22 protein-coding genes are annotated in these 17,778 nt (G+C 64.6%); 9 read left to right on the top strand and 13 right to left on the bottom strand.

What is annotated here, in order from left to right; genetic code table 11:
* Window positions 1-77 precede the first annotated feature (77 nt).
* Complete coding sequence (locus AC07PQ_RS24330; RefSeq protein ID WP_493186579.1) at window positions 78-1,967, top strand: TonB-dependent receptor domain-containing protein; 1,890 nt, start codon at window positions 78-80, stop codon at window positions 1,965-1,967.
* 106 nt (window positions 1,968-2,073) lie between these two features.
* On the opposite strand, the gene AC07PQ_RS24325 is transcribed toward AC07PQ_RS24330, so the two are convergent.
* The 12 genes from AC07PQ_RS24325 to nrdR form a co-directional block, all read right to left on the bottom strand.
* Window positions 2,074-2,868, bottom strand: coding sequence for a cobalamin-binding protein (locus AC07PQ_RS24325; protein ID WP_007924106.1), 795 nt, complete (start codon window positions 2,866-2,868; stop codon window positions 2,074-2,076).
* Window positions 2,868-3,287 carry a hypothetical protein gene (locus AC07PQ_RS24320; protein ID WP_007924107.1) on the bottom strand — a complete coding sequence of 140 codons (420 nt, stop codon included), beginning with the start codon at window positions 3,285-3,287 and terminating at the stop codon, window positions 2,868-2,870. The genes AC07PQ_RS24325 and AC07PQ_RS24320 overlap by 1 nt, the downstream gene beginning before the upstream one ends.
* Entirely contained in the window at window positions 3,284-3,901 is a 618-nt protein-coding gene (ribA, locus tag AC07PQ_RS24315; RefSeq protein ID WP_007924108.1) for a GTP cyclohydrolase II, read from the bottom strand. Before ribA ends, AC07PQ_RS24320 begins: the two co-directional genes overlap by 4 nt.
* A gap of 112 nt (window positions 3,902-4,013) precedes the next feature.
* A complete protein-coding gene (locus AC07PQ_RS24310; protein ID WP_007924110.1) occupies window positions 4,014-4,772 on the bottom strand; it encodes a substrate-binding periplasmic protein in 759 nt (252 codons plus the stop codon).
* Between the two features lie 10 nt (window positions 4,773-4,782).
* Window positions 4,783-5,286: a phosphatidylglycerophosphatase A family protein gene (locus AC07PQ_RS24305; protein WP_053262819.1), complete on the bottom strand. Its 504-nt coding sequence runs from the start codon at window positions 5,284-5,286 to the stop codon at window positions 4,783-4,785.
* A complete protein-coding gene (gene thiL, locus AC07PQ_RS24300; protein WP_493186580.1) occupies window positions 5,283-6,248 on the bottom strand; it encodes a thiamine-phosphate kinase in 966 nt (321 codons plus the stop codon). The genes AC07PQ_RS24305 and thiL overlap by 4 nt, the downstream gene beginning before the upstream one ends.
* Window positions 6,249-6,266: 18 nt before the next feature.
* Window positions 6,267-6,767, bottom strand: coding sequence for a transcription antitermination factor NusB (gene nusB / locus AC07PQ_RS24295; protein ID WP_007924115.1), 501 nt, complete (start codon window positions 6,765-6,767; stop codon window positions 6,267-6,269).
* Entirely contained in the window at window positions 6,764-7,240 is a 477-nt protein-coding gene (ribH, locus tag AC07PQ_RS24290) for a 6,7-dimethyl-8-ribityllumazine synthase (RefSeq protein WP_007924117.1), read from the bottom strand. Before ribH ends, nusB begins: the two co-directional genes overlap by 4 nt.
* 91 nt (window positions 7,241-7,331) lie before the next feature.
* The gene (gene ribBA / locus AC07PQ_RS24285; protein ID WP_007924126.1) at window positions 7,332-8,423 is read right to left on the bottom strand and encodes a bifunctional 3,4-dihydroxy-2-butanone-4-phosphate synthase/GTP cyclohydrolase II; all 1,092 of its coding nucleotides are present in this window, start codon (window positions 8,421-8,423) and stop codon (window positions 7,332-7,334) included.
* A gap of 16 nt (window positions 8,424-8,439) precedes the next feature.
* Window positions 8,440-9,102, bottom strand: a complete 663-nt coding sequence (locus AC07PQ_RS24280; RefSeq protein WP_007924128.1) for a riboflavin synthase — start codon at window positions 9,100-9,102, stop codon at window positions 8,440-8,442.
* Between the two features lie 46 nt (window positions 9,103-9,148).
* Window positions 9,149-10,282 carry a bifunctional diaminohydroxyphosphoribosylaminopyrimidine deaminase/5-amino-6-(5-phosphoribosylamino)uracil reductase RibD gene (gene ribD, locus AC07PQ_RS24275; protein WP_007924130.1) on the bottom strand — a complete coding sequence of 378 codons (1,134 nt, stop codon included), beginning with the start codon at window positions 10,280-10,282 and terminating at the stop codon, window positions 9,149-9,151.
* Window positions 10,279-10,743 carry a transcriptional regulator NrdR gene (gene nrdR / locus AC07PQ_RS24270; RefSeq protein WP_007924133.1) on the bottom strand — a complete coding sequence of 155 codons (465 nt, stop codon included), beginning with the start codon at window positions 10,741-10,743 and terminating at the stop codon, window positions 10,279-10,281. Before nrdR ends, ribD begins: the two co-directional genes overlap by 4 nt.
* A gap of 129 nt (window positions 10,744-10,872) precedes the next feature.
* On the opposite strand from nrdR, the gene AC07PQ_RS24265 reads away from it, so the two are divergent.
* From AC07PQ_RS24265 to trxA, 3 genes are all read left to right on the top strand, one after another.
* Window positions 10,873-11,331, top strand: a complete 459-nt coding sequence (locus tag AC07PQ_RS24265; RefSeq protein WP_087091866.1) for a hypothetical protein — start codon at window positions 10,873-10,875, stop codon at window positions 11,329-11,331.
* On the top strand, window positions 11,328-11,984 hold the full coding sequence (locus AC07PQ_RS24260) for a class I SAM-dependent methyltransferase (RefSeq protein ID WP_101339237.1): 657 nt from the start codon (window positions 11,328-11,330) through the stop codon (window positions 11,982-11,984). The genes AC07PQ_RS24265 and AC07PQ_RS24260 overlap by 4 nt, the downstream gene beginning before the upstream one ends.
* Before the next feature lie 160 nt (window positions 11,985-12,144).
* Window positions 12,145-13,017, top strand: a complete 873-nt coding sequence (gene trxA / locus AC07PQ_RS24255) for a thioredoxin (RefSeq protein WP_493186581.1) — start codon at window positions 12,145-12,147, stop codon at window positions 13,015-13,017.
* A gap of 50 nt (window positions 13,018-13,067) precedes the next feature.
* Here the strand turns inward: trxA and AC07PQ_RS24250 are convergent, their stop codons facing one another.
* Window positions 13,068-13,421, bottom strand: a complete 354-nt coding sequence (locus AC07PQ_RS24250; RefSeq protein ID WP_007924138.1) for a hypothetical protein — start codon at window positions 13,419-13,421, stop codon at window positions 13,068-13,070.
* A 135-nt stretch (window positions 13,422-13,556) separates the two neighbouring features.
* On the opposite strand from AC07PQ_RS24250, the gene AC07PQ_RS24245 reads away from it, so the two are divergent.
* The 5 genes from AC07PQ_RS24245 (at window position 13,557) to AC07PQ_RS24225 (ending at window position 17,750) form a co-directional block, all read left to right on the top strand.
* The gene (locus AC07PQ_RS24245) at window positions 13,557-14,153 is read left to right on the top strand and encodes a DUF2796 domain-containing protein (protein WP_101339238.1); all 597 of its coding nucleotides are present in this window, start codon (window positions 13,557-13,559) and stop codon (window positions 14,151-14,153) included.
* 138 nt (window positions 14,154-14,291) lie between these two features.
* Window positions 14,292-15,002: an ABC transporter ATP-binding protein gene (locus AC07PQ_RS24240; protein ID WP_493186582.1), complete on the top strand. Its 711-nt coding sequence runs from the start codon at window positions 14,292-14,294 to the stop codon at window positions 15,000-15,002.
* A gap of 1 nt (window position 15,003) precedes the next feature.
* Complete coding sequence (locus AC07PQ_RS24235) at window positions 15,004-16,269, top strand: ABC transporter permease (RefSeq protein WP_493186583.1); 1,266 nt, start codon at window positions 15,004-15,006, stop codon at window positions 16,267-16,269.
* A gap of 28 nt (window positions 16,270-16,297) precedes the next feature.
* Window positions 16,298-16,816, top strand: a complete 519-nt coding sequence (locus AC07PQ_RS24230) for a DUF3299 domain-containing protein (RefSeq protein WP_493186584.1) — start codon at window positions 16,298-16,300, stop codon at window positions 16,814-16,816.
* A gap of 235 nt (window positions 16,817-17,051) precedes the next feature.
* Window positions 17,052-17,750, top strand: coding sequence for an OmpW/AlkL family protein (locus AC07PQ_RS24225; RefSeq protein WP_007924143.1), 699 nt, complete (start codon window positions 17,052-17,054; stop codon window positions 17,748-17,750).
* Window positions 17,751-17,778 lie beyond the last annotated feature (28 nt).

Raw genomic sequence — 17,778 nt, 5'->3', positions numbered from 1 at the left:
CGATCGCAGCCTTCGGCAGCGGCTACAGGAGTTATCCCCCCGCTCCCGCCTCGCTCGCCAAGCGCCACGGATTGCCGATGAAACCCGCCCTCCTCGTCCTGCCCCTTGTCCTGCTGCCCACCGGCCAACTGCTGGCCGACACTCTCGACCGCGAACAGGCCCTCAAGCTGCCCGACACGCTGATCAGCGCCAACCGCCAGGTAGAGGCACGCAACGACAGCAGCGCCGCCAACACCGTATTCACCCGCGACGACATTGACCGCCTGCAACCCTCCAGCGTCACCGACCTGCTGCAACGGGTGCCTGGTGTGCAAGTGGCGCAGAGCGGCGGCCGGGGCAGCGTGCCGGGGATCTATATCCGCGGCACTTTGTCGGCGCAGACCCTGGTACTGGTGGATGGCCAGCGCATCGGCAGCTCGAGCTCCGGCGACAGCAACCTGCAGCATCTGAATATCCAGCAGATCGAGCGGGTGGAAGTGCTGCGCGGCTCCCGCTCGGTGATCTACGGCAGCGACGCCATCGGCGGGGTGATCCAGATCTTCACCCGGCGCAGCGCCGAGCAGGGCCTGCAACCCCGCCTGCACCTGGGGGTCGGCAGCCACCAGACCTGGGAGCGCAGCATCGGCCTGTCCGGCGGCGACCAGCAGACCCGCTTCAGCCTGGGCGCCAGCCTCGACGACACGGTCGGGAGCAATCGCACCCATGAGTCCTATGCCAGCGATCGCGACAATGACGCCTACCGCAACCAGTCCCTCAGCCTGAGCCTGAGCCACGCCTTCAACGACGACTGGGAAGCCGGTCTGAACCTGCTGGATAACCGCGGTAAAAGCGAGTTCGACAACCCCTTCGGGCGTTCGTATTTCAATGGCAGCGCCTTCGAGAGCCTCCCCCAGAAGCCCTACAGCGAATTCGCGGTCAGCAGCTTCAGCAGCTATATCGACGGGCGTATCAACGACGTCTGGAAGTCGCGCCTGGAACTGGGCCACAGCGAAAACCGCGAGAAGACCTTCGACAAGCTCAGCGACGAACGCACGGTGTTCAACACCTACCGCGACTCGGTCAACTGGCAGAACGACCTGACCCTCGACGAACGCAACAGCCTGATCGTCGGCGGCGACTGGTACCAAGACCGGGTCAACAGCAGTACCGCCTTCGCCGAAGACAGCCGCTGGAACCGCGCGGCCTTTGTCCAGCATCGCTTCAAGGCCGACAGCTTCTCCACCGAACTGGGCCTGCGTCGCGACCAGAACCAGCAGTTCGGCGGCCAGAACAGCTGGAGCGGCACCCTCACCCTGCCGTTGAATGCAGACAACGATGTCCTGCTGACCTACAGCGAAGGCTTTCGCGCCCCGACCTTCAACGACCTGTATTACCCCGACTTCAGCAACCCTGACCTCAAGCCCGAGACCTCGAAAAGCTACGAATTGCAATGGCGCAGCCAGTTGAGCGAGAGCACTCGCCTGGAGACCTCGCTGTACCGCACCGACCTGGAAGACGCGATTATCTTCGGCAGCAATTCGCGCCCGCAGAACGTCGCCTCGGCACGCATCAACGGCTTCGAGGCGACGCTGCAGCAGGAGTTGTTCGGCTGGCAGAGCAATCTGGGGCTGGCGATCATCGATCCCCGCGACCGCGACACCGGCCACACCCTGGCCCGTCGTGCCCGGCGCACCTTGAGCCTGGACCTGGATCGGCAGTTCGACCGCCTGGGCCTCGGCGCCAGCTGGCAAGCAGTGAGCAGCAGCTATGACGACCTGGCCAATCAGCAACGCCTCGGCGGCTATGCCCTGCTGGGCTTGCGCAGCAGCTGGGCGCTGAATCGCGAAGTCCGGCTGGAACTGAAGGTCGACAATCTGCTCGACAAGTCCTACAGCCGGGTGCTGTACAGCCATGACGGCGCGCAGTACGGGTATCGGGAGCAAGGCCGGGCCTGGATGTTCGGGGTGACCTGGACGCCGGAGCTTTAGTCAGGTCGGTCCTGTAAGAACGCTATCGCGGGCAAGCCTCGCTCCTACACGGGGATTGCACATTTTTCTGTAGGAGCGAGGCTTGCCCGCGATGCGCTAGCCGCAGCTACTCAGAATCAAGCAACTCACAGAGCTTGGCCGTCGCAGCGATCATCTGCCCGCTCGGCCGCTCCAGGCCTTTATCGCTGATCAGCAACAACCTGCCTTGCGCCACCGCCTTCAATTGCGGCCAGGCTTTCCAGGCGTCAAGTTGCGCCTGGGTGCTGGCCAAAATCACTTCAGGGTTGCGCTGCAACACCGACTCGACGCTGACCTGGGGCGCTGGCAGCGGCAAGTCGGCAAACACATTGCGCGCGCCGCACACACTCAAGGCATCACTGATGATTTGCCCGCCGCCCACGGTGTACAGCGGCTGGTCCCAGACCTGATAAAACACCGCCATCGGCGCACTGCGGGCATAACGCTGACGCAGGCCGGCCAGTTGCTGCCGCAACTCGCTGGCACGCTCCAGGCCGCGTTGTGGGCGCCCTAGTCGGGCGGCGATGGTTGCAATTTGAGTGGTGAGCTGGTCGAGGCTGTGGGGTTCGGCCACCAGGGTCGGGATACCCAGGCGAGCGAGCTGCTCGCGCTGGGCCGGGCCGACGCTGCCGGGCCAGAGCAGGAGCAGATCCGGCCTGAGGCTGAGCAGCCGCTCCATGTCCAGCTGGCCATAACGGCCCACCGACGGCAGGTTGTGCAATTGAGGGGGGCGCTCGCCGGCGTCGAGCACACCGACCAGCAGGTCGGCGGAATCCAGTTCGACGACGATTTCCGATAGCGAAGGCGCGAGGCTGACCACGCGCTCCACGGCCAGCGCCGGGCCTGCGAGGGCCAGCAGCAGGACTGCCAGCCAGCGGTGCATCAAGCGAGCTGACGCGGGATGCGGTAGAGGTAGAACAGCACCGCGGTGGACAGCGCCAGGAGGATCAGCGGCACCGCTTCCAGGCCGACGAACACCGCCAGGGCACCGACCCAGGCCGGCAGGGCCGCGGCCAGAAACGCCGCGCGACGACGGGCCGCCAGCTCGATCCAGGCCGCTGGCTCTTCAGGGGTATCGAGGGCTTTATGGGTGGCGATCAGGGCCCGTTTGTAGCCGCCGAAAAAACGCAGGCTGACAAACATCGAGGCCACTCCAGCGATGAAAAACGGCATCGCCAGGATCGGCAGCAACGGCTCGCCCTGGCCAAACACCAGATTGATCACGAACAGCGGCAGCAGCGCCAGCGCCAGGTATTGCCACCAGCTGACGGCCAGGCGCCGCCGGACCTGACCGCGGGTCACGCCCGGTCTACCTCGCCCTGGTGCTCGTTGCCCATCATGTGGTCGAGCTTGCTGGCCTTGGTGGCCAGGTAGAGTTTGTTGTGCGGGTTGTGGCCGGTATGCAGCGGCACGCGCTCGGCAACGACTATGCCCATCTCGGTCAGGGCCTTGACCTTGCGCGGGTTGTTGGTCATCAGCCGCAGGGATTTCACCCCCAGGTGCTCGAGCATCGGCAGGCACATGGCGTAGTCACGCTGGTCGGCGGCAAAGCCCAGGCGCTCGTTGGCTTCCACGGTGTCGGCGCCGCCATCCTGCAACTCATAGGCGCGGATCTTGTTGAGCAGGCCAATGCCGCGGCCTTCCTGACGCAGGTACAGGAGCACGCCACGGCCTTCGCGGGCGATCGCCTGCAGGGCGGCTTCCAGTTGCGAACCGCAGTCGCAGCGCTGGCTGAACAGGGCATCGCCGGTCAGGCATTCGGAGTGCAACCGGCCGAGCACCGGAGCACCATCGGCAATATCACCCAGGCTGAGCACGACGTGCTCGCGGCCGGTGGCTTCATCGAGAAAACCGTGCATGGTGAATTGCGCAAAAGGGGTAGGCAGCTTGGAAGCGGCAACAAAAACGACGGGCACCGTTGTGCTCCTGATCTGTATGGGACTGGAGATTCGCAGAGGCGGCATTGTAACAGCAGCTTCCGACAGACGCTTAGGCTGAATTATCGGACATAAAGATCGAGAAGTTAGATCAACGGTCTTCAGGCGGGCGCCCGGTATCGAACGGATAGGGCTGCTGCCAGCGCTGGAAAATCGGGCGCAAACGGCCATTTTTCACCAACTCGGCCATCCGCCGATCGAACAGCGCGCACAGCACCCGCCCACGTTCATTGTTGGCAAACCCCAGGAACAGTGGCAGTTCGGCCAAATGGCTGCGCCGGAACTGCGAGCGGTCCCCGGCCTGGGACAGGACAACATCGACCTCGGTCAGGGCATCGATATAGAAGTCGGCGCGACCTTGCTGGAGCATCGGCAAGATACCGACACGCCGGCGGATCTCATTGAAACGCTGAATATTGGGCAAGTAGTCCTGGTAGCGATAGCCGCGTACCCAGACCAGGCGATAGTTGCCGAGCGTGGCCAGGGTCGGCGGCGGGTTCGTCGCCAGGCCCAGGCTGTAGATATGGTCGGTGTCGTAATTCCAGCGCGGATACAGGGCGCCATCGGTTTCGTCCCGATAGGAACCGACCAGGGCGTCGACTTCACGCCGCTGCACCAGCCCGACCGAGCGGGTGTACGGCACGCTGCGCATGTCGAGCTTCACGCCCTGGGTCTCGAAGACCTCGCGCAGGATATCCCAGGCCATGCCCTGGCCATCGGCCTGGGTGTAGCTGTCCCACTCCTCGCTGGCCACCCGGATTTCGCCGGGAAGCGCCGCCGGCTCGGCGGCCCGGACCAGGCTGGCGGTCAAGACACAGAGCGTTACCAGCAGAACGCGAGCGGCCGGCATGGCTGATTCCTCAGGTAAAACACCACACCAGCCCCTGCATCGCCAACCAGGCGAAGACACCGGCCAGCACGTCGTCGAGCATGATCCCGATACCGCCGTGCACATGCCGGTCGATCCAGCGAATCGGCCAGGGCTTGAGAATGTCGAAGAAGCGGAACATCAGGAAACCCGCCAGCAACCACTGCCAGCCTTCCGGCACCAGCCACAGGGTGATCCACATGCCGACCATTTCGTCCCAGACGATGCCTTCGTGGTCATGCACCCGCAGGTCGTCGGCCACCTTGCCGCACAGCCAGAAGCCGAACAGCATGGTGATGCCGAGCATCAGCCAGTAACCCCAGTCCGGCAGCATCTGCCACAGCGGGATGAACGGTAGCGCCACCAGCGAGCCCCAGGTACCCGGAGCCTTGGGCAAGGTGCCCGAACCGAAGCCGAAGGCCAGAAAATGCCAGGGATTACGCCAGACGGAGGGTGGCACGAACTCTGCCGGAACCTGTTTGGGATGATCTGTCACGGTGTCTCCCGAAAATGTTGATAGCCCCGAGTGTTCGGGGTGATGTCCCGCCCCTCGGCATCCAGCAGCACCACGCCCTGCCCGGCCACGACCCGGCCCAGCACATGCACCGGCCAGCCGGCGGCGAGCAGCGGCGCCAGCTCGGCTTCGGGCAAGGTGAAGACCAGCACGTAATCGTCACCGCCGCTGAGTGCCGCCGAGCGGGCGCCATTCTCACCGAGAAAGCTCAACAACGCCCGGGACATCGGCAGTTTTTCACTTTCGATCAGCAAGCCGACAGCTGAAGCGGCAGCAATGTGCCCGCAGTCGGCCAGCAGGCCATCGGAGATATCCATGGCCGCGGTAGCCTTGCCGCGCAGCGCCTGGCCCAGGGCCAGTTGCGGTTGCGGCGACCAGTAATGGGCCAGCAAAGGCTCGGCGACCGCCGGCTCGGCGCTGCGTTGTCCGAGCACCAGGGGCAAGGCCCCGGCGCCATTGCCCAGCTCGCCGCCGACACACAGCAGGTCGCCCGGACGGGCACCACTGCGGGTCAGGGCCTGGCCGGCGGGCACGCGACCGAACACGGTCATGGTCAGGGTCAACGGGCCGCGGGTGGTGTCACCGCCTACCAGGCGCACGCCGCAGCTCTGCGCCATGGCGCTCAGGCCGTTGGCATAGGCTTGCAGCCAATCGGCGTCAACCGTCGGCAGAGTCAGGGCAAGGGTGAAGGCGACAGGCGCGGCGCCCATGGCCGCCAGGTCGCTGACCGCCACCGCCAGCGAGCGCTGGCCGAGCAGGAAAGGGTCGCAGGGATCTGCGAAATGCACACCGGCCACCAGGGTGTCGGTGGAAATCGCCAACTGTTCGCCAGGGGGAACAGCCAGCAAGGCGCAGTCGTCGCCAATCCCCAGTGCAACGCCCTCGCCGCCCTGCGCACAAGGCGCGGCAGCGAAGAAGTTACGGATCAGCTCAAACTCGCCCATGGCAGCTGCAAGCGCGGATCAGCGCTTGAATGCCTTCACTTCAGCTTCACGCAGACGCGGGGCCAGCTTGTCGAGTACGCCGTTGACGAACTTGTGGCCATCGGTGGAACCGAAGACCTTGGCCAGCTCGATACCTTCGTTGATCACAACGCGGTACGGCACATCGACACGCTTGAGCAGTTCCCAGGTGGACAGGCGCAAAACCGCCAGTTCGACCGGGTCCAGCTCTTCGATGGTGAGGTCCAGGCAAGGGGTGAGAGCGTTGTCGATCTCATTCTTGTTGGCCGGAACGCCGTGCAGGATCTCACGGAAGTAGGCACCGTCGATGTCGGTGAAATCGTTGTCGACCCGGAACTGCGCTTCGATCTCGTTCAGCGAGTGCTTGGCCATGTGCCATTGGTACAGCGCCTGGGTCGCGAGCTGACGGGCTTCGCGACGCTTGGCGCTCTTGGATGGCTTGCCAGCGTCCGCAGGTTTCGGATCACGCGGGTTGAAACGATCGCTATCGTCGCTAATCACTTGGCCTCCAACTGCGCCAGCAGGCTGACCATTTCCAGAGCGGACAAGGCAGCTTCAGCACCTTTGTTGCCGGCCTTGGTGCCGGAACGTTCGATGGCTTGCTCGATCGAGTCGACGGTCAGCACGCCAAAGGCGACCGGTACGCCGAACTCCATGGACACCTGGGCCAGGCCCTTGGTGCATTCGCCCGCCACGTATTCGAAGTGCGGAGTGCCGCCACGAATGACCGCGCCCAGGGCGATGATCGCCGCGAACTCGCCCTTCTGCGCGACTTTCTGCGCAACCAGCGGAATCTCGAAGGCGCCAGGGGCACGAATCACGGTGATGTCGCTTTCGCTCACGCCGTGACGGACCAGGGCGTCAACGGCGCCGCTGACCAGGCTTTCGACGACGAAGCTGTTGAAACGGCCGACCACCAGGGCATAGCGGCCTTTGGGGGCGATGAAGGTACCTTCGATGGTCTTCAGGGTCATTCGACAAATCTCTTAAAGAGCCGGAGCGCGTTCACTACGCGCTCACTAGTGATATTTGAACCGCGAATTTCAAGCCCGCAACAACCGGCTTTTATTCGGAGGGCACGTATTCTACAACTTCCAGGTCGAAACCGGATATCGCATTAAATTTCATCGGCGCGCTCATCAGGCGCATTTTGCGTACACCCAGGTCGCGCAGGATCTGCGAACCGGCACCGACGATGCTGTAGGTGGTCGGTTTTTTCGCAGGCACGTGCTCGGCCGTTTCGCGGATATGCGCCAGCAGCACGTCGCCGTCCAGCGGGTGGCCCAGCAACAGCACCACGCCGCTGCCGGCCTCGGCCACCGTGGCCATGGCGGCCCGCAGGCTCCAGCGGCCAGGCTGCTTGACCATCAGCAGGTCGCGCAACGGGTCCATGTTGTGCACGCGAACCAGGGTCGGTTCTTCGGCGCAGATGTTGCCCAGGGTCAGCGCCATGTGCACGTCGCCTTCCACCGAATCACGGTAAGTCACCAGGTTGAACTGGCCCAATTCGCTGTCCAGCGGCTGCTCGGCAATCCGCTGAACGGTACGTTCGTGGATCATCCGGTAGTGAATCAGGTCGGCGATGGTGCCGATCTTGATGTTGTGTTCGGCGGCGAAGGCTTCCAGCTCGGCGCGACGGGACATGGTGCCGTCGTCGTTCATCACTTCGCAGATCACCCCGCTCGGCTCGAAACCGGCCATGCGCGCCAGGTCGCAGGCGGCTTCGGTGTGGCCGGCGCGAGCCAGGGTGCCACCCGGCTGAGCCATCAGCGGGAAGATGTGGCCCGGGCTGACAATGTCTTCGGCCTTGGCGTCCTTGGCGGCGGCAGCCTGCACCGTGCGTGCGCGGTCGGCGGCGGAGATGCCGGTGGTCACGCCGGTGGTGGCCTCGATGGAAACGGTGAACTTGGTGCCAAACCCGGAACCGTTGCGCGGCGCCATCAAAGGCAGCTTGAGCAGCTCGCAACGCTCGCGGCTCATCGGCATGCAGATCAGGCCGCGGGCGTGCTTGGCCATGAAGTTGATGTGTTCGGCCTTGCAGCACTCGGCGGCCATGATCAGGTCGCCTTCGTTCTCGCGGTCTTCGTCATCCATGAGGATGACCATCTTGCCTTGGCGGATGTCTTCAACCAGTTCTTCGATGCTGTTGAGCGCCACGCGGCACCCCCTTGAGTCAGGATTTGAGGTAGCCGTTAGCGGCCAGAAAACTTTCGGTGATGCCACCGCTCGAAGGCTCCGCGGCCTTGTCGCCCAGCAGCAGGCGCTCCAGGTAGCGCGCCAGCAGGTCGACTTCGAGGTTGACCTGCCGACCCGGCCGGTAGTCGGCCATGATGGTTTCGGCCAGCGTGTGCGGGACGATGGTCAGCTCGAACTCGGCGCCATTGACCGCGTTGACCGTCAGGCTGGTGCCATCGACGGTGATCGAGCCCTTGTGCGCGATGTACTTGGCCAGGTCCTTGGGCGCGCGGATGCGGAACTGGATGGCGCGGGCATTTTCTTCCCGGGCCACCACTTCGCCGACGCCGTCGACATGGCCGCTGACCAGGTGACCGCCCAGGCGGGTGGTCGGGGTCAGGGCCTTTTCCAGGTTGACCCGGCTGCCGGCCTTCAACTGATGGAAAGCGGTGCAGTCCAGGGTCTCGCGGCTGACGTCGGCCCAGAAGCCGTCGCCCGGCAGTTCCACCGCGGTCAGGCAGACGCCGTTCACCGCAATGCTGTCGCCCAGCTTCACGTCGCCCAGGTCGAGCTTGCCGGTTTCCACATACACCCGCACATCGCCACCCTTGGGGGTCAATGCACGGATGCTGCCGATGGATTCGATGATGCCTGTAAACATGGAGTCCTCCTCGAGAACAGGGTCGCCGCGTGGCGAAGGCCCGAAATTATACGCTCGCTGCTGGCAGAGGAATGGCAATGACTCGCCAGTCATCGCCTACGGCGCGCATTTCAATGATTTTCAGCCGCGGCGCCTCGCTCATCTGCGCCAGCGGCCAGTCGAGCAGCGGCCGGGCCGTAGAGCCGAGGAACTTGCCGGCGACAAAGATCTGGTACTCGTCCACCAAACCTTGCTGGGCGAACGCCCCCGCCAGGCGCGGGCCGGCTTCCACCAGCACCTCGTTGACGCCGCGGGCAGCCAGCTCGCCCAACAGCCGACGCAGGTCCACCTGGCCATCGGCGCCCGGCACGATCAGGCATTCCGGACCGTTGGCATACTGTTCTTCCACCGCCGCGCAGGTGGCGACCAGCGCCGGCCCCGCCTTGAAGAACGGCGCATCGAGCGGCACCCGCAAACGGCCGTCGATCAACACGCGCAAGGGTGGACGGCTCATGGCCAGGGCGGTCTGTTCCGCATCCAGCCCCAGTTCCTCGGCACGTACCGTCAGCCGGGCATTGTCCGCCAGCACCGTGTCGGCACCGGTCAACACCACGCTGGCCTGGGCCCGCAGGCGCTGCACCGCGGAACGCGCGGCGGGGCCGGTGATCCACTGGCTTTCGCCACTGGCCATGGCGGTGCGCCCGTCCAGGCTCATGGCCAGCTTGACCCGCACGAACGGCAGGCCGTGCTCCATGCGCTTGAGGAAACCCTGGTTGAGGGCACGGGCTTGCTGCTCCATCACCCCGCTGTGGGTAGCGATGCCGGCCTGGGCCAGGCGCTGCAGGCCACGGCCGGCGACTTCCGGGTTGGGGTCCTGCATCGCCGCCACGACCCGCGCCACGCCGGCATCCACCAGGGCATCGGCGCACGGCGGCGTACGACCGTGATGGCTGCAGGGTTCGAGGGTCACGTAAGCCGTGGCGCCGCGGGCGTTGGCACCGGCGGCACGCAGAGCGTGGACTTCGGCATGGGGCTCGCCGGCCCGCACATGCCAGCCTTCGCCGACGACCTGGCCGTCGCGCACGATCACGCAACCGACCCGGGGGTTGGGGTGAGTGCTGAAACGGCCTTTTGCGGCCAGCTCCAGGGCGCGCGCCATATAGTGGGCGTCGAGTACCGCCTGTTCGCTGGAGGTGTTCATTCTTTGCCCGGCTCGCGGGCGAGACGGTCGATCTCTTCGCGGAATTCGTTGAGATCCTGGAAGCGCCGGTAGACCGAGGCGAAGCGGATATAGGCCACTTCATCGAGCTTTTGCAGCTCGGCCATCACCAGTTCGCCGACGACCAGGGACTTGACCTCGCGCTCGCCGGTGGCGCGCAGCTTGTGCTTGATATGCACCAGCGCGGCTTCCAGGCGCTCGACGCTGACCGGGCGCTTTTCCAGGGCACGCTGCATGCCAGCGCGGAGTTTTTCTTCGTCGAAGGGCTGGCGGCTGCCGTCAGTCTTGATCAGGCGCGGCAACACCAGTTCGGCGGTTTCGAAAGTGGTGAAACGTTCACCGCAGGCCAGGCATTCACGCCGGCGGCGCACCTGTTCGCCTTCGGCGACCAGACGCGAGTCGATGACCTTGGTGTCGTTGGCACCGCAGAAGGGACAGTGCATGGTGGCAGGCAACAAAAAAAGGGAGGGCCATGGTAGCGCATCCCACTGGCAAGACAAGCCATAGCCTTTACGGTATACAGACCGACTATTATGTTTTGCACATGGAATTTCGCCTTGTTGGAGCTTCGCATGCCACTACGACCGCTCGTTTTGCTCAGCCTTTTCAGCCTGCTGGTCGCTTGCAGCAGCGACGCCCCTAAACCGGCCGCCTCCACCGTGCCGCCCCAGCAGAGTGTGAAAAAAGCCCAGGAATCCACTGACCTCGGCCCTCTGCCGGCCTATCAGCGTGAACTGAGCGGCACCCTGCAGGGCGTACCAAGCGGTGCCGAGGTGGAACTGGCGCTGCTGGTGATCGACGAGCGCGGCCGGCCGCAACGTTTGCTGGCCAGCAGCAACCTGATCGGCAACAACAAGGTCCTGCCGTTTCGCCTTCGCTTCAATCCCGATGTCTTCCCGGTAGGCGCCCGCGTTGAACTGCGCGGCCGTGCCAGCCAGTCCGGCCAGTTGATCCTGCACCTGCCGGCGCAACTCATCACCCAGCCGACCACCCAGGCCGTGGGCCAGCTGCAATTCGTCAAAGCACCATGACCCCACCGCTCGACCTGCAACGCGCCCTGAGCGAACTGCTGGGCGACGCCCAACTGGTGGCCTGCGAACTGCCGGACACCGAGCTGAAGCTGTGGTTGATCGATGCCGACAACATGGACCGCGCCTTCACCCCGGAAGAAACCCGGCGAATTCTCCACGAACCGCCGTACTGGAGTTTCTGCTGGGCCAGCGGCCTGGCCCTGGCACGCTATCTGGCCGAGCATCCGCAGTGGGTGCAAGGCAAGCGGGTCCTGGATTTCGGCGCCGGCTCCGGTGTGGCCGGTATCGCGGCGCTGAAAGCCGGCGCGCTGGAAGTGGTGGCCTGCGACCTCGACCCGCTGGCCATCGCCGCCTGCAAGGCGAATGCGACGCTCAACGGGGTTGAACTGGGTTACTCCACGGACTTTTTCGCGCAAGCGGATCGCTTCGACCTGATCCTGGTGGCCGACGTGCTCTACGACCGCGCCAACCTGCCGCTGCTGGATGAGTTCCTCAGCCGCGGACGCCAGGCGCTGGTGGCGGATTCCCGGGTCAAGGACTTCCAGCATCCGCTGTACCAACGCCTGGAAATGCTCCACGCCCTGACCCTGCCGGATCTGGCCGAGCCCTGGGAGTTCCGCGATGTGAGCCTGTATCACGCGCAGCGCGATTGATGAAGGACAAGTCACCTTGTGCTCTATCGAGCAACATCCAGCAGCATCTGCAGGAGCGAGGCTTGCCCGCGAAACAATCTACCGACCACCCGATACCCCGCTTTCAGCCGCCCCCCGCCAAGCCTTATAGTTGGCCCATTCACGTTCTTCGAGATCCCCCATGAGTCAGGACACGCCGTACATTTTCGACGCCAGCACCGCCGACTTCGACCAGTCGGTGATCGAGAACTCGTTCCACAAGCCGGTGCTGGTGGATTTCTGGGCCGAATGGTGCGCGCCCTGCAAGGCGCTGATGCCGATGCTGCAACAGATCGCCGAGAGCTATCAGGGCGAACTGCTGCTGGCCAAGGTCAACTGCGATATCGAGCAGGACATCGTTGCCCGCTTCGGCATTCGCAGCCTGCCGACCGTGGTGCTGTTCAAGGACGGTCAGCCGGTGGACGGTTTTGCCGGGGCGCAACCGGAATCCGCGGTGCGCGCCATGCTCGAACCCCATGTGCAGATGCCGCCGCCCAAGGCCGCCGACCCGCTGGTGCTGGCTGAAGCGCTGTTCGCCGAAGGGCGCATCGCCGATGCCGAAGCCACGCTCAAAGTGCTGCTGGGCGAAGACAACAGCAACGCCAAGGCATTGATCCTCTACGCCCGCTGCCTGGCCGAACGCGGCGAACTGGGCGAAGCCCAGACCGTACTCGACGCGGTCACCGGCGATGAACACAAGGCAGCGCTGGCCGGGGCCAAGGCGCAGATCACCTTCCTCAAGCAGGCTGCCGACCTGCCGGACAGCGCCGAGCTGAAAAGCCGCCTGGCGCAGGACCCGCAGGATGACGAGGCGGTGTATCAACTGGCCATCCAGCAGCTGGCGCGCCAGCAGTACGACGCGGCGCTGGATGCCCTGCTCAAGTTGTTCATCCGCAACCGCAGCTACAACGAAGGCCTGCCGCACAAGACCTTGCTGCAAGTGTTCGAGCTGCTGGGCAACGACCACCCGCTGGTGACCACCTACCGTCGCAAGCTGTTCGCTGCGCTGTACTGATTCATAGCTGATAGCCGCGCCGGTTTATCGCAAGCCGGCGCAGCCCTCGCCTACTCGATCCAGCTGTAGAGCGGCGTATCACCGCCGCTCACCACCTTGACCTGTGCGCTGTGGCGCAAACGCACCAATAGCCGCTTGCCCGCCGCGGCGCTGCCGGTCAGGCCTTCCAGTTGCTCCAAAAGATCCGGGCCGCTCAATTGCCCGGCCTTGCGCAGCAGGTCCTGAGTGATCTGCCACAGCGCATCGTCCTGGCTCGCCGGCTTGGCCACAGGCGCGCCGCTTTCGGCTTTGGCCGCCTGCAACGGCGTCCCCAGCCGGGCACTCAACTGATCCCAGTCGGCCTCGTCCAGTTCCAGGGTCAAATCCACCGGCCATTCGCCGATGCTTCCACGAATCCGCACCATCGCTCTGCTCCCGAAAATTTCTGACGAGCATGCTCCCATGCGTCTTGCGCAACGCCAAGCAGGCGGTCAAACTCTCGCCACTTTCGTTATAAGATTACATAACATTATTTTCATGTTCGCTCCCGGAGACTTGCCATGCGTCGTCTGCTGCTCGCCCTGCCGTTCGCTCTGTTGCCCCTGGCCATCGCTCACGCGGCCGAAAAACACGACCACGACCATGAGCACGGCAGCCTCGGTGCTCACGAGCATGGCGTGGCCCGCCTGAACGCCGCGCTGGACGGCCAGACCCTGGAGCTGGAACTGGAAAGCCCGGCGATGAACCTGGTGGGCTTCGAGCACGCCGCCAGCACCGACGCGGACAAGGCCAAGGTCGCCGCCGTGCGCGCCCAGCTGGAAAAACCGCTGGCGCTGTTCAGCCTGCCGCCCGCCGCCGGTTGCGTGGTGGCGCAACAGGAACTGGAAAGCCCGCTGTTCGGCGACAAGCCCGAGGATCACGACGAAGACCATGACGACGCGAAGAATGCCGGCGGCCACGAGCATCATCACGAACACAGCGAGATCCATGCGCACTACCAGTTCACCTGTGCCACGCCGGGCGCGCTGAAGAACCTGGACCTGGCCGGCGTGTTCAAGACCTTCCCCGCCACCCAGAAAATTCAGGTACAACTCATCTCGCCAAGTGGCCAGCAAGGCGTGGAAGCGACCTCCAAGGCCGCCAGCCTGAAATTCTGACCGCAACTCCTGTAGCCGCTGCCGCAGGCTGCGATCGAGCCCGAAGGGGTCGTTGCTCTTGAGGTTTTCGCAAGGTCCTGCGGACCTTATCGCAGCCTTCGGCAGCGGCTACAAAACTCACTCCATGATCGGCCCAACATGACCCAAGCACTTATCGAACTGTCCGACCTGGGCTTCAACTGGCCCGGCCATCCACAGTTGCTGGATATCCCGGCCTTTCGCCTGGAAGCGGGTGAAACGCTGTTCCTCAAGGGCCCCAGCGGCAGCGGCAAGACCACCCTGCTCGGCCTGCTCGGCGGTGTGCAGAAACCCGGCCGCGGCAGCATCCGCCTGCTGGGCCAGGAGCTGACCGAACTCTCCGCCGGCGCCCGCGACCGCTTCCGGGTCGATCACACCGGCTACATCTTCCAGCAGTTCAACCTGCTGCCGTTTCTCTCGGTACGCGAAAACGTCGAGTTGCCCTGCCACTTTTCCAAATTGCGCGCCAGCCGCGCCGTACAGCGCCACGGCAGTGTCGACCAGGCAGCGGCCACCCTGCTCGCCCACCTGGGGCTTAAAGACCCCGGCCTGCTCGGCCGTCGCGCCGACTCGCTGTCCATCGGCCAGCAACAACGGGTCGCCGCCGCCCGCGCGCTGATCGGCCAACCGGAACTGGTGATCGCCGACGAACCCACCTCGGCACTGGACTACGACGCCCGCGAAGCCTTTATCCGCCTGCTGTTCGCCGAATGCCGCGAGGCCGGGGCCAGCCTGCTGTTCGTCAGCCACGACCAGAGCCTGGCGCCGCTGTTCGATCACAACCTGTCGCTGGCCGAACTCAATCGCGCCGCCACGCCCGCGGAGGTCTGAGATGTATCTGTTCCGTCTAGCCATGGCCAGCCTGGCTAACCGCCGCTTCACCGCGATCCTCACCGCCTTCGCCATCGCCCTGTCGGTCTGCCTGCTGCTGGCGGTGGAACGGGTGCGCACCGAAGCCCGCGCCAGCTTCGCCAGCACCATCAGCGGTACCGACCTGATCGTCGGCGCCCGCTCCGGTTCGGTGAACCTGCTGCTGTACTCGGTGTTCCGCATCGGCAACGCCACCAACAACATTCGCTGGGACAGCTTCGAGCACTTCGCCAACAGCCCGAAAGTGAAATGGGCGATCCCGATTTCCCTCGGTGACTCCCATCGCGGCTACCGGGTGATGGGCACCACCGCGGCCTACTTCGAGCATTACCAGTACGGCCACCAGCAGAACCTGCAACTGGCCAGCGGCCGCGAGTTCGCCAGCGATCCGTTCGAAGTGGTGCTGGGCGCCGAAGTCGCCGAGGCCCTGCATTACAAGCTCGGCGACAAGCTGGTGCTGGCCCACGGCGTGGCGGCCATCAGCCTGGTCAAGCATGACGACAAACCCTTCACCGTGGTCGGCATCCTCAAGCGCACCGGCACCCCGGTGGACCGCACGCTGCACATCAGCCTCGGTGGCATGGAGGCGATCCATATCGACTGGCACAACGGCGTGCCGGCCCAGGGCAGCGGCCGCATCAGCGCCGACCAGGCGCGCAACATGGACCTGATGCCGCAAGCGATCACTGCCTTCATGCTCGGCCTGAACAGCAAGATCGCCACCTTCGCGGTGCAGCGCGAGATCAATGAATACCGCGGCGAACCGATGCTGGCGATCTTGCCCGGGGTCGCCCTGCAGGAGCTGTGGAGCCTGATGGGCACCGCGGAAAAGGCCTTGTTCGTGGTGTCGCTGTTCGTGGTGCTGACCGGCCTGATCGGCATGCTCACGGCGATCCTCACCAGCCTCAACGAGCGCCGCCGGGAGATGGCGATCCTGCGTTCGGTCGGCGCCCGGCCTTGGCATATTGCGACCTTGCTGGTGCTGGAAGCCTTCGCCCTGGCGCTGTCCGGTGTGCTCGCCGGGCTGGGCCTGCTGTACCTGGGCATCGCCCTGGCCCAGGGTTATGTGCAGTCGAGCTACGGCCTGTACCTGCCGCTGTCCTGGCCAAGCGAGTATGAGTGGACGCTGCTCGGCGGTATCCTGATCGCCGCCCTGCTGATGGGCAGCGTGCCGGCCTGGCGCGCCTACCGACAATCGCTGGCCGATGGCCTGTCCATCCGTTTATGAGGAACTTCTGGTTATGAGGAGCTCCGGCATGCCCCGTGCCCTGCTTGCGCTGTTGATGCTGGTCGCCCTGCCGCTATGGGCCGCCGAACCCCGTGACCTGGCCTGGTCGGAAATGATCCCGCTGGACGCGCCGGCGGAGGTGCCGAACATGCAGCCGCTGCACGACCTGTCGCAGATGAGCGACGCCCTGGCCGCCGAGTCCGCCCCGGCAGCCAAGCAGGACATGCCCAACGCTCCGGTGGTGCAGAGCCTGGACGGCCTGTCGGTGCGCCTGCCCGGCTACATCGTGCCGCTGGAAGTCAGCGAGGAAGGCCGCACCACGGAGTTTCTGCTGGTGCCGTATTTCGGCGCCTGCATCCACGTGCCGCCACCGCCGTCGAACCAGATCGTGCATGTGAAAAGCGCCGTCGGCGTGAAGCTCGACGAGCTGTATCAGCCGTACTGGATCGAGGGGCCGATGCAGGTCAAGGCGTCCACCAGCGACGTCGCCGACGCGGGTTACCAGATGGAGGCAGAGAAAATTTACATGTACGAATTGCAGGAGTGAAACCGCGTTTTTCGCAGTGCCATTCATGACCTCATCGCAAGCAAGCCTGCGCCCACAAAACAGCACAGTTCCCTTTAGCCGCACGTTTGCCCGCGATCAGTTGCACAGCGTACACAACACCCGCAGTTCCACTGCCTCCACGCTGATCCGGTTTTCATTGAGCTGAGTCAAAGCCTGTTCCTTGACGATCCTTACCATTGGACCTAGCCAACTCGAATCGTCCTTTGGAGCTCCCATGCACAAGTCCCTGCTCAGCGCCTCCCTGTTCGCGCTCGCGCTCGCCGCCCCGATCGCCCACGCCCACGAAGCCGGCGACATCATCGTTCGCGCCGGTGCCATCACCGTCAATCCGAAAGCCGACAGCGGTGACGTCAAGGTCGACCGCGGTCCATTGGCCGGTGCCAACCTCGGCGGCAAGGCGACCATGAGCAGCGACACCCAGCTGGGCCTGAACTTCGCCTACATGCTGACCAACAACGTCGGTATCGAACTGCTCGCGGCCACCCCGTTCGAGCATGACGTCAAGCTCAAGGGCACCTCGCTGGACGCCGCCAACGGCAAGCTCGGTACTCTCAAGCACCTGCCGCCGACCCTGAGCGTCGTGTACTACCCGCTGGACCACAAGGCCGCCTTCCAGCCTTACGTCGGTGCCGGCATCAACTACACCTGGATCTATGACGAGCACGTCGGCAGCCGCGCCAGCGCCGCCGGTTTCGACAATTTCCGGGCGAAGAACTCCTGGGGCCTGGCCTGGCAGGTCGGTGCCGACTACATGCTGACCGACAACGTGATGATCAACGCCCAGGTGCGCTACGTCGACATCGACACCACCGCCTACGTGAACAACAACGCGGTCGCCGGCGGCACCCGGGCCAAGGTCGACGTGGACGTCGATCCATGGGTCTACATGGTCGGCCTGGGCTACAAGTTCTAAATCGGGCCAGACAAAAAAAGGCGCCTGC

The organism is Pseudomonas sp. GW821-FHT09E12, assembly GCF_059416085.1.
Note: the sequence above shows the minus strand (reverse complement) of the source record. Positions and strands in the feature narration are given on the sequence as shown.

What these genes read in the sequence shown, in the direction of transcription:
- AC07PQ_RS24310 (WP_007924110.1), bottom strand. Translation starts at nt 4,772, where the DNA reads ATGCCGGCCGCTCGCGTTCTGCTGGTAACGCTCTGTGTCTTGACCGCC.
- ribD (WP_007924130.1), bottom strand. Translation starts at nt 10,282, where the DNA reads ATGAACACCTCCAGCGAACAGGCGGTACTCGACGCCCACTATATGGCG.
- AC07PQ_RS24280 (WP_007924128.1), bottom strand. Translation starts at nt 9,102, where the DNA reads ATGTTTACAGGCATCATCGAATCCATCGGCAGCATCCGTGCATTGACC.
- AC07PQ_RS24230 (WP_493186584.1), top strand. Translation starts at nt 16,298, where the DNA reads ATGCCCCGTGCCCTGCTTGCGCTGTTGATGCTGGTCGCCCTGCCGCTA.
- AC07PQ_RS24225 (WP_007924143.1), top strand. Translation starts at nt 17,052, where the DNA reads ATGCACAAGTCCCTGCTCAGCGCCTCCCTGTTCGCGCTCGCGCTCGCC.
- AC07PQ_RS24235 (WP_493186583.1), top strand. Translation starts at nt 15,004, where the DNA reads ATGTATCTGTTCCGTCTAGCCATGGCCAGCCTGGCTAACCGCCGCTTC.
- AC07PQ_RS24265 (WP_087091866.1), top strand. Translation starts at nt 10,873, where the DNA reads ATGCCACTACGACCGCTCGTTTTGCTCAGCCTTTTCAGCCTGCTGGTC.
- AC07PQ_RS24240 (WP_493186582.1), top strand. Translation starts at nt 14,292, where the DNA reads ATGACCCAAGCACTTATCGAACTGTCCGACCTGGGCTTCAACTGGCCC.
- AC07PQ_RS24260 (WP_101339237.1), top strand. Translation starts at nt 11,328, where the DNA reads ATGACCCCACCGCTCGACCTGCAACGCGCCCTGAGCGAACTGCTGGGC.
- AC07PQ_RS24245 (WP_101339238.1), top strand. Translation starts at nt 13,557, where the DNA reads ATGCGTCGTCTGCTGCTCGCCCTGCCGTTCGCTCTGTTGCCCCTGGCC.
- nrdR (WP_007924133.1), bottom strand. Translation starts at nt 10,743, where the DNA reads ATGCACTGTCCCTTCTGCGGTGCCAACGACACCAAGGTCATCGACTCG.
- ribH (WP_007924117.1), bottom strand. Translation starts at nt 7,240, where the DNA reads ATGACCCTGAAGACCATCGAAGGTACCTTCATCGCCCCCAAAGGCCGC.
- AC07PQ_RS24325 (WP_007924106.1), bottom strand. Translation starts at nt 2,868, where the DNA reads ATGCACCGCTGGCTGGCAGTCCTGCTGCTGGCCCTCGCAGGCCCGGCG.
- AC07PQ_RS24330 (WP_493186579.1), top strand. Translation starts at nt 78, where the DNA reads ATGAAACCCGCCCTCCTCGTCCTGCCCCTTGTCCTGCTGCCCACCGGC.
- trxA (WP_493186581.1), top strand. Translation starts at nt 12,145, where the DNA reads ATGAGTCAGGACACGCCGTACATTTTCGACGCCAGCACCGCCGACTTC.
- AC07PQ_RS24250 (WP_007924138.1), bottom strand. Translation starts at nt 13,421, where the DNA reads ATGGTGCGGATTCGTGGAAGCATCGGCGAATGGCCGGTGGATTTGACC.
- thiL (WP_493186580.1), bottom strand. Translation starts at nt 6,248, where the DNA reads ATGGGCGAGTTTGAGCTGATCCGTAACTTCTTCGCTGCCGCGCCTTGT.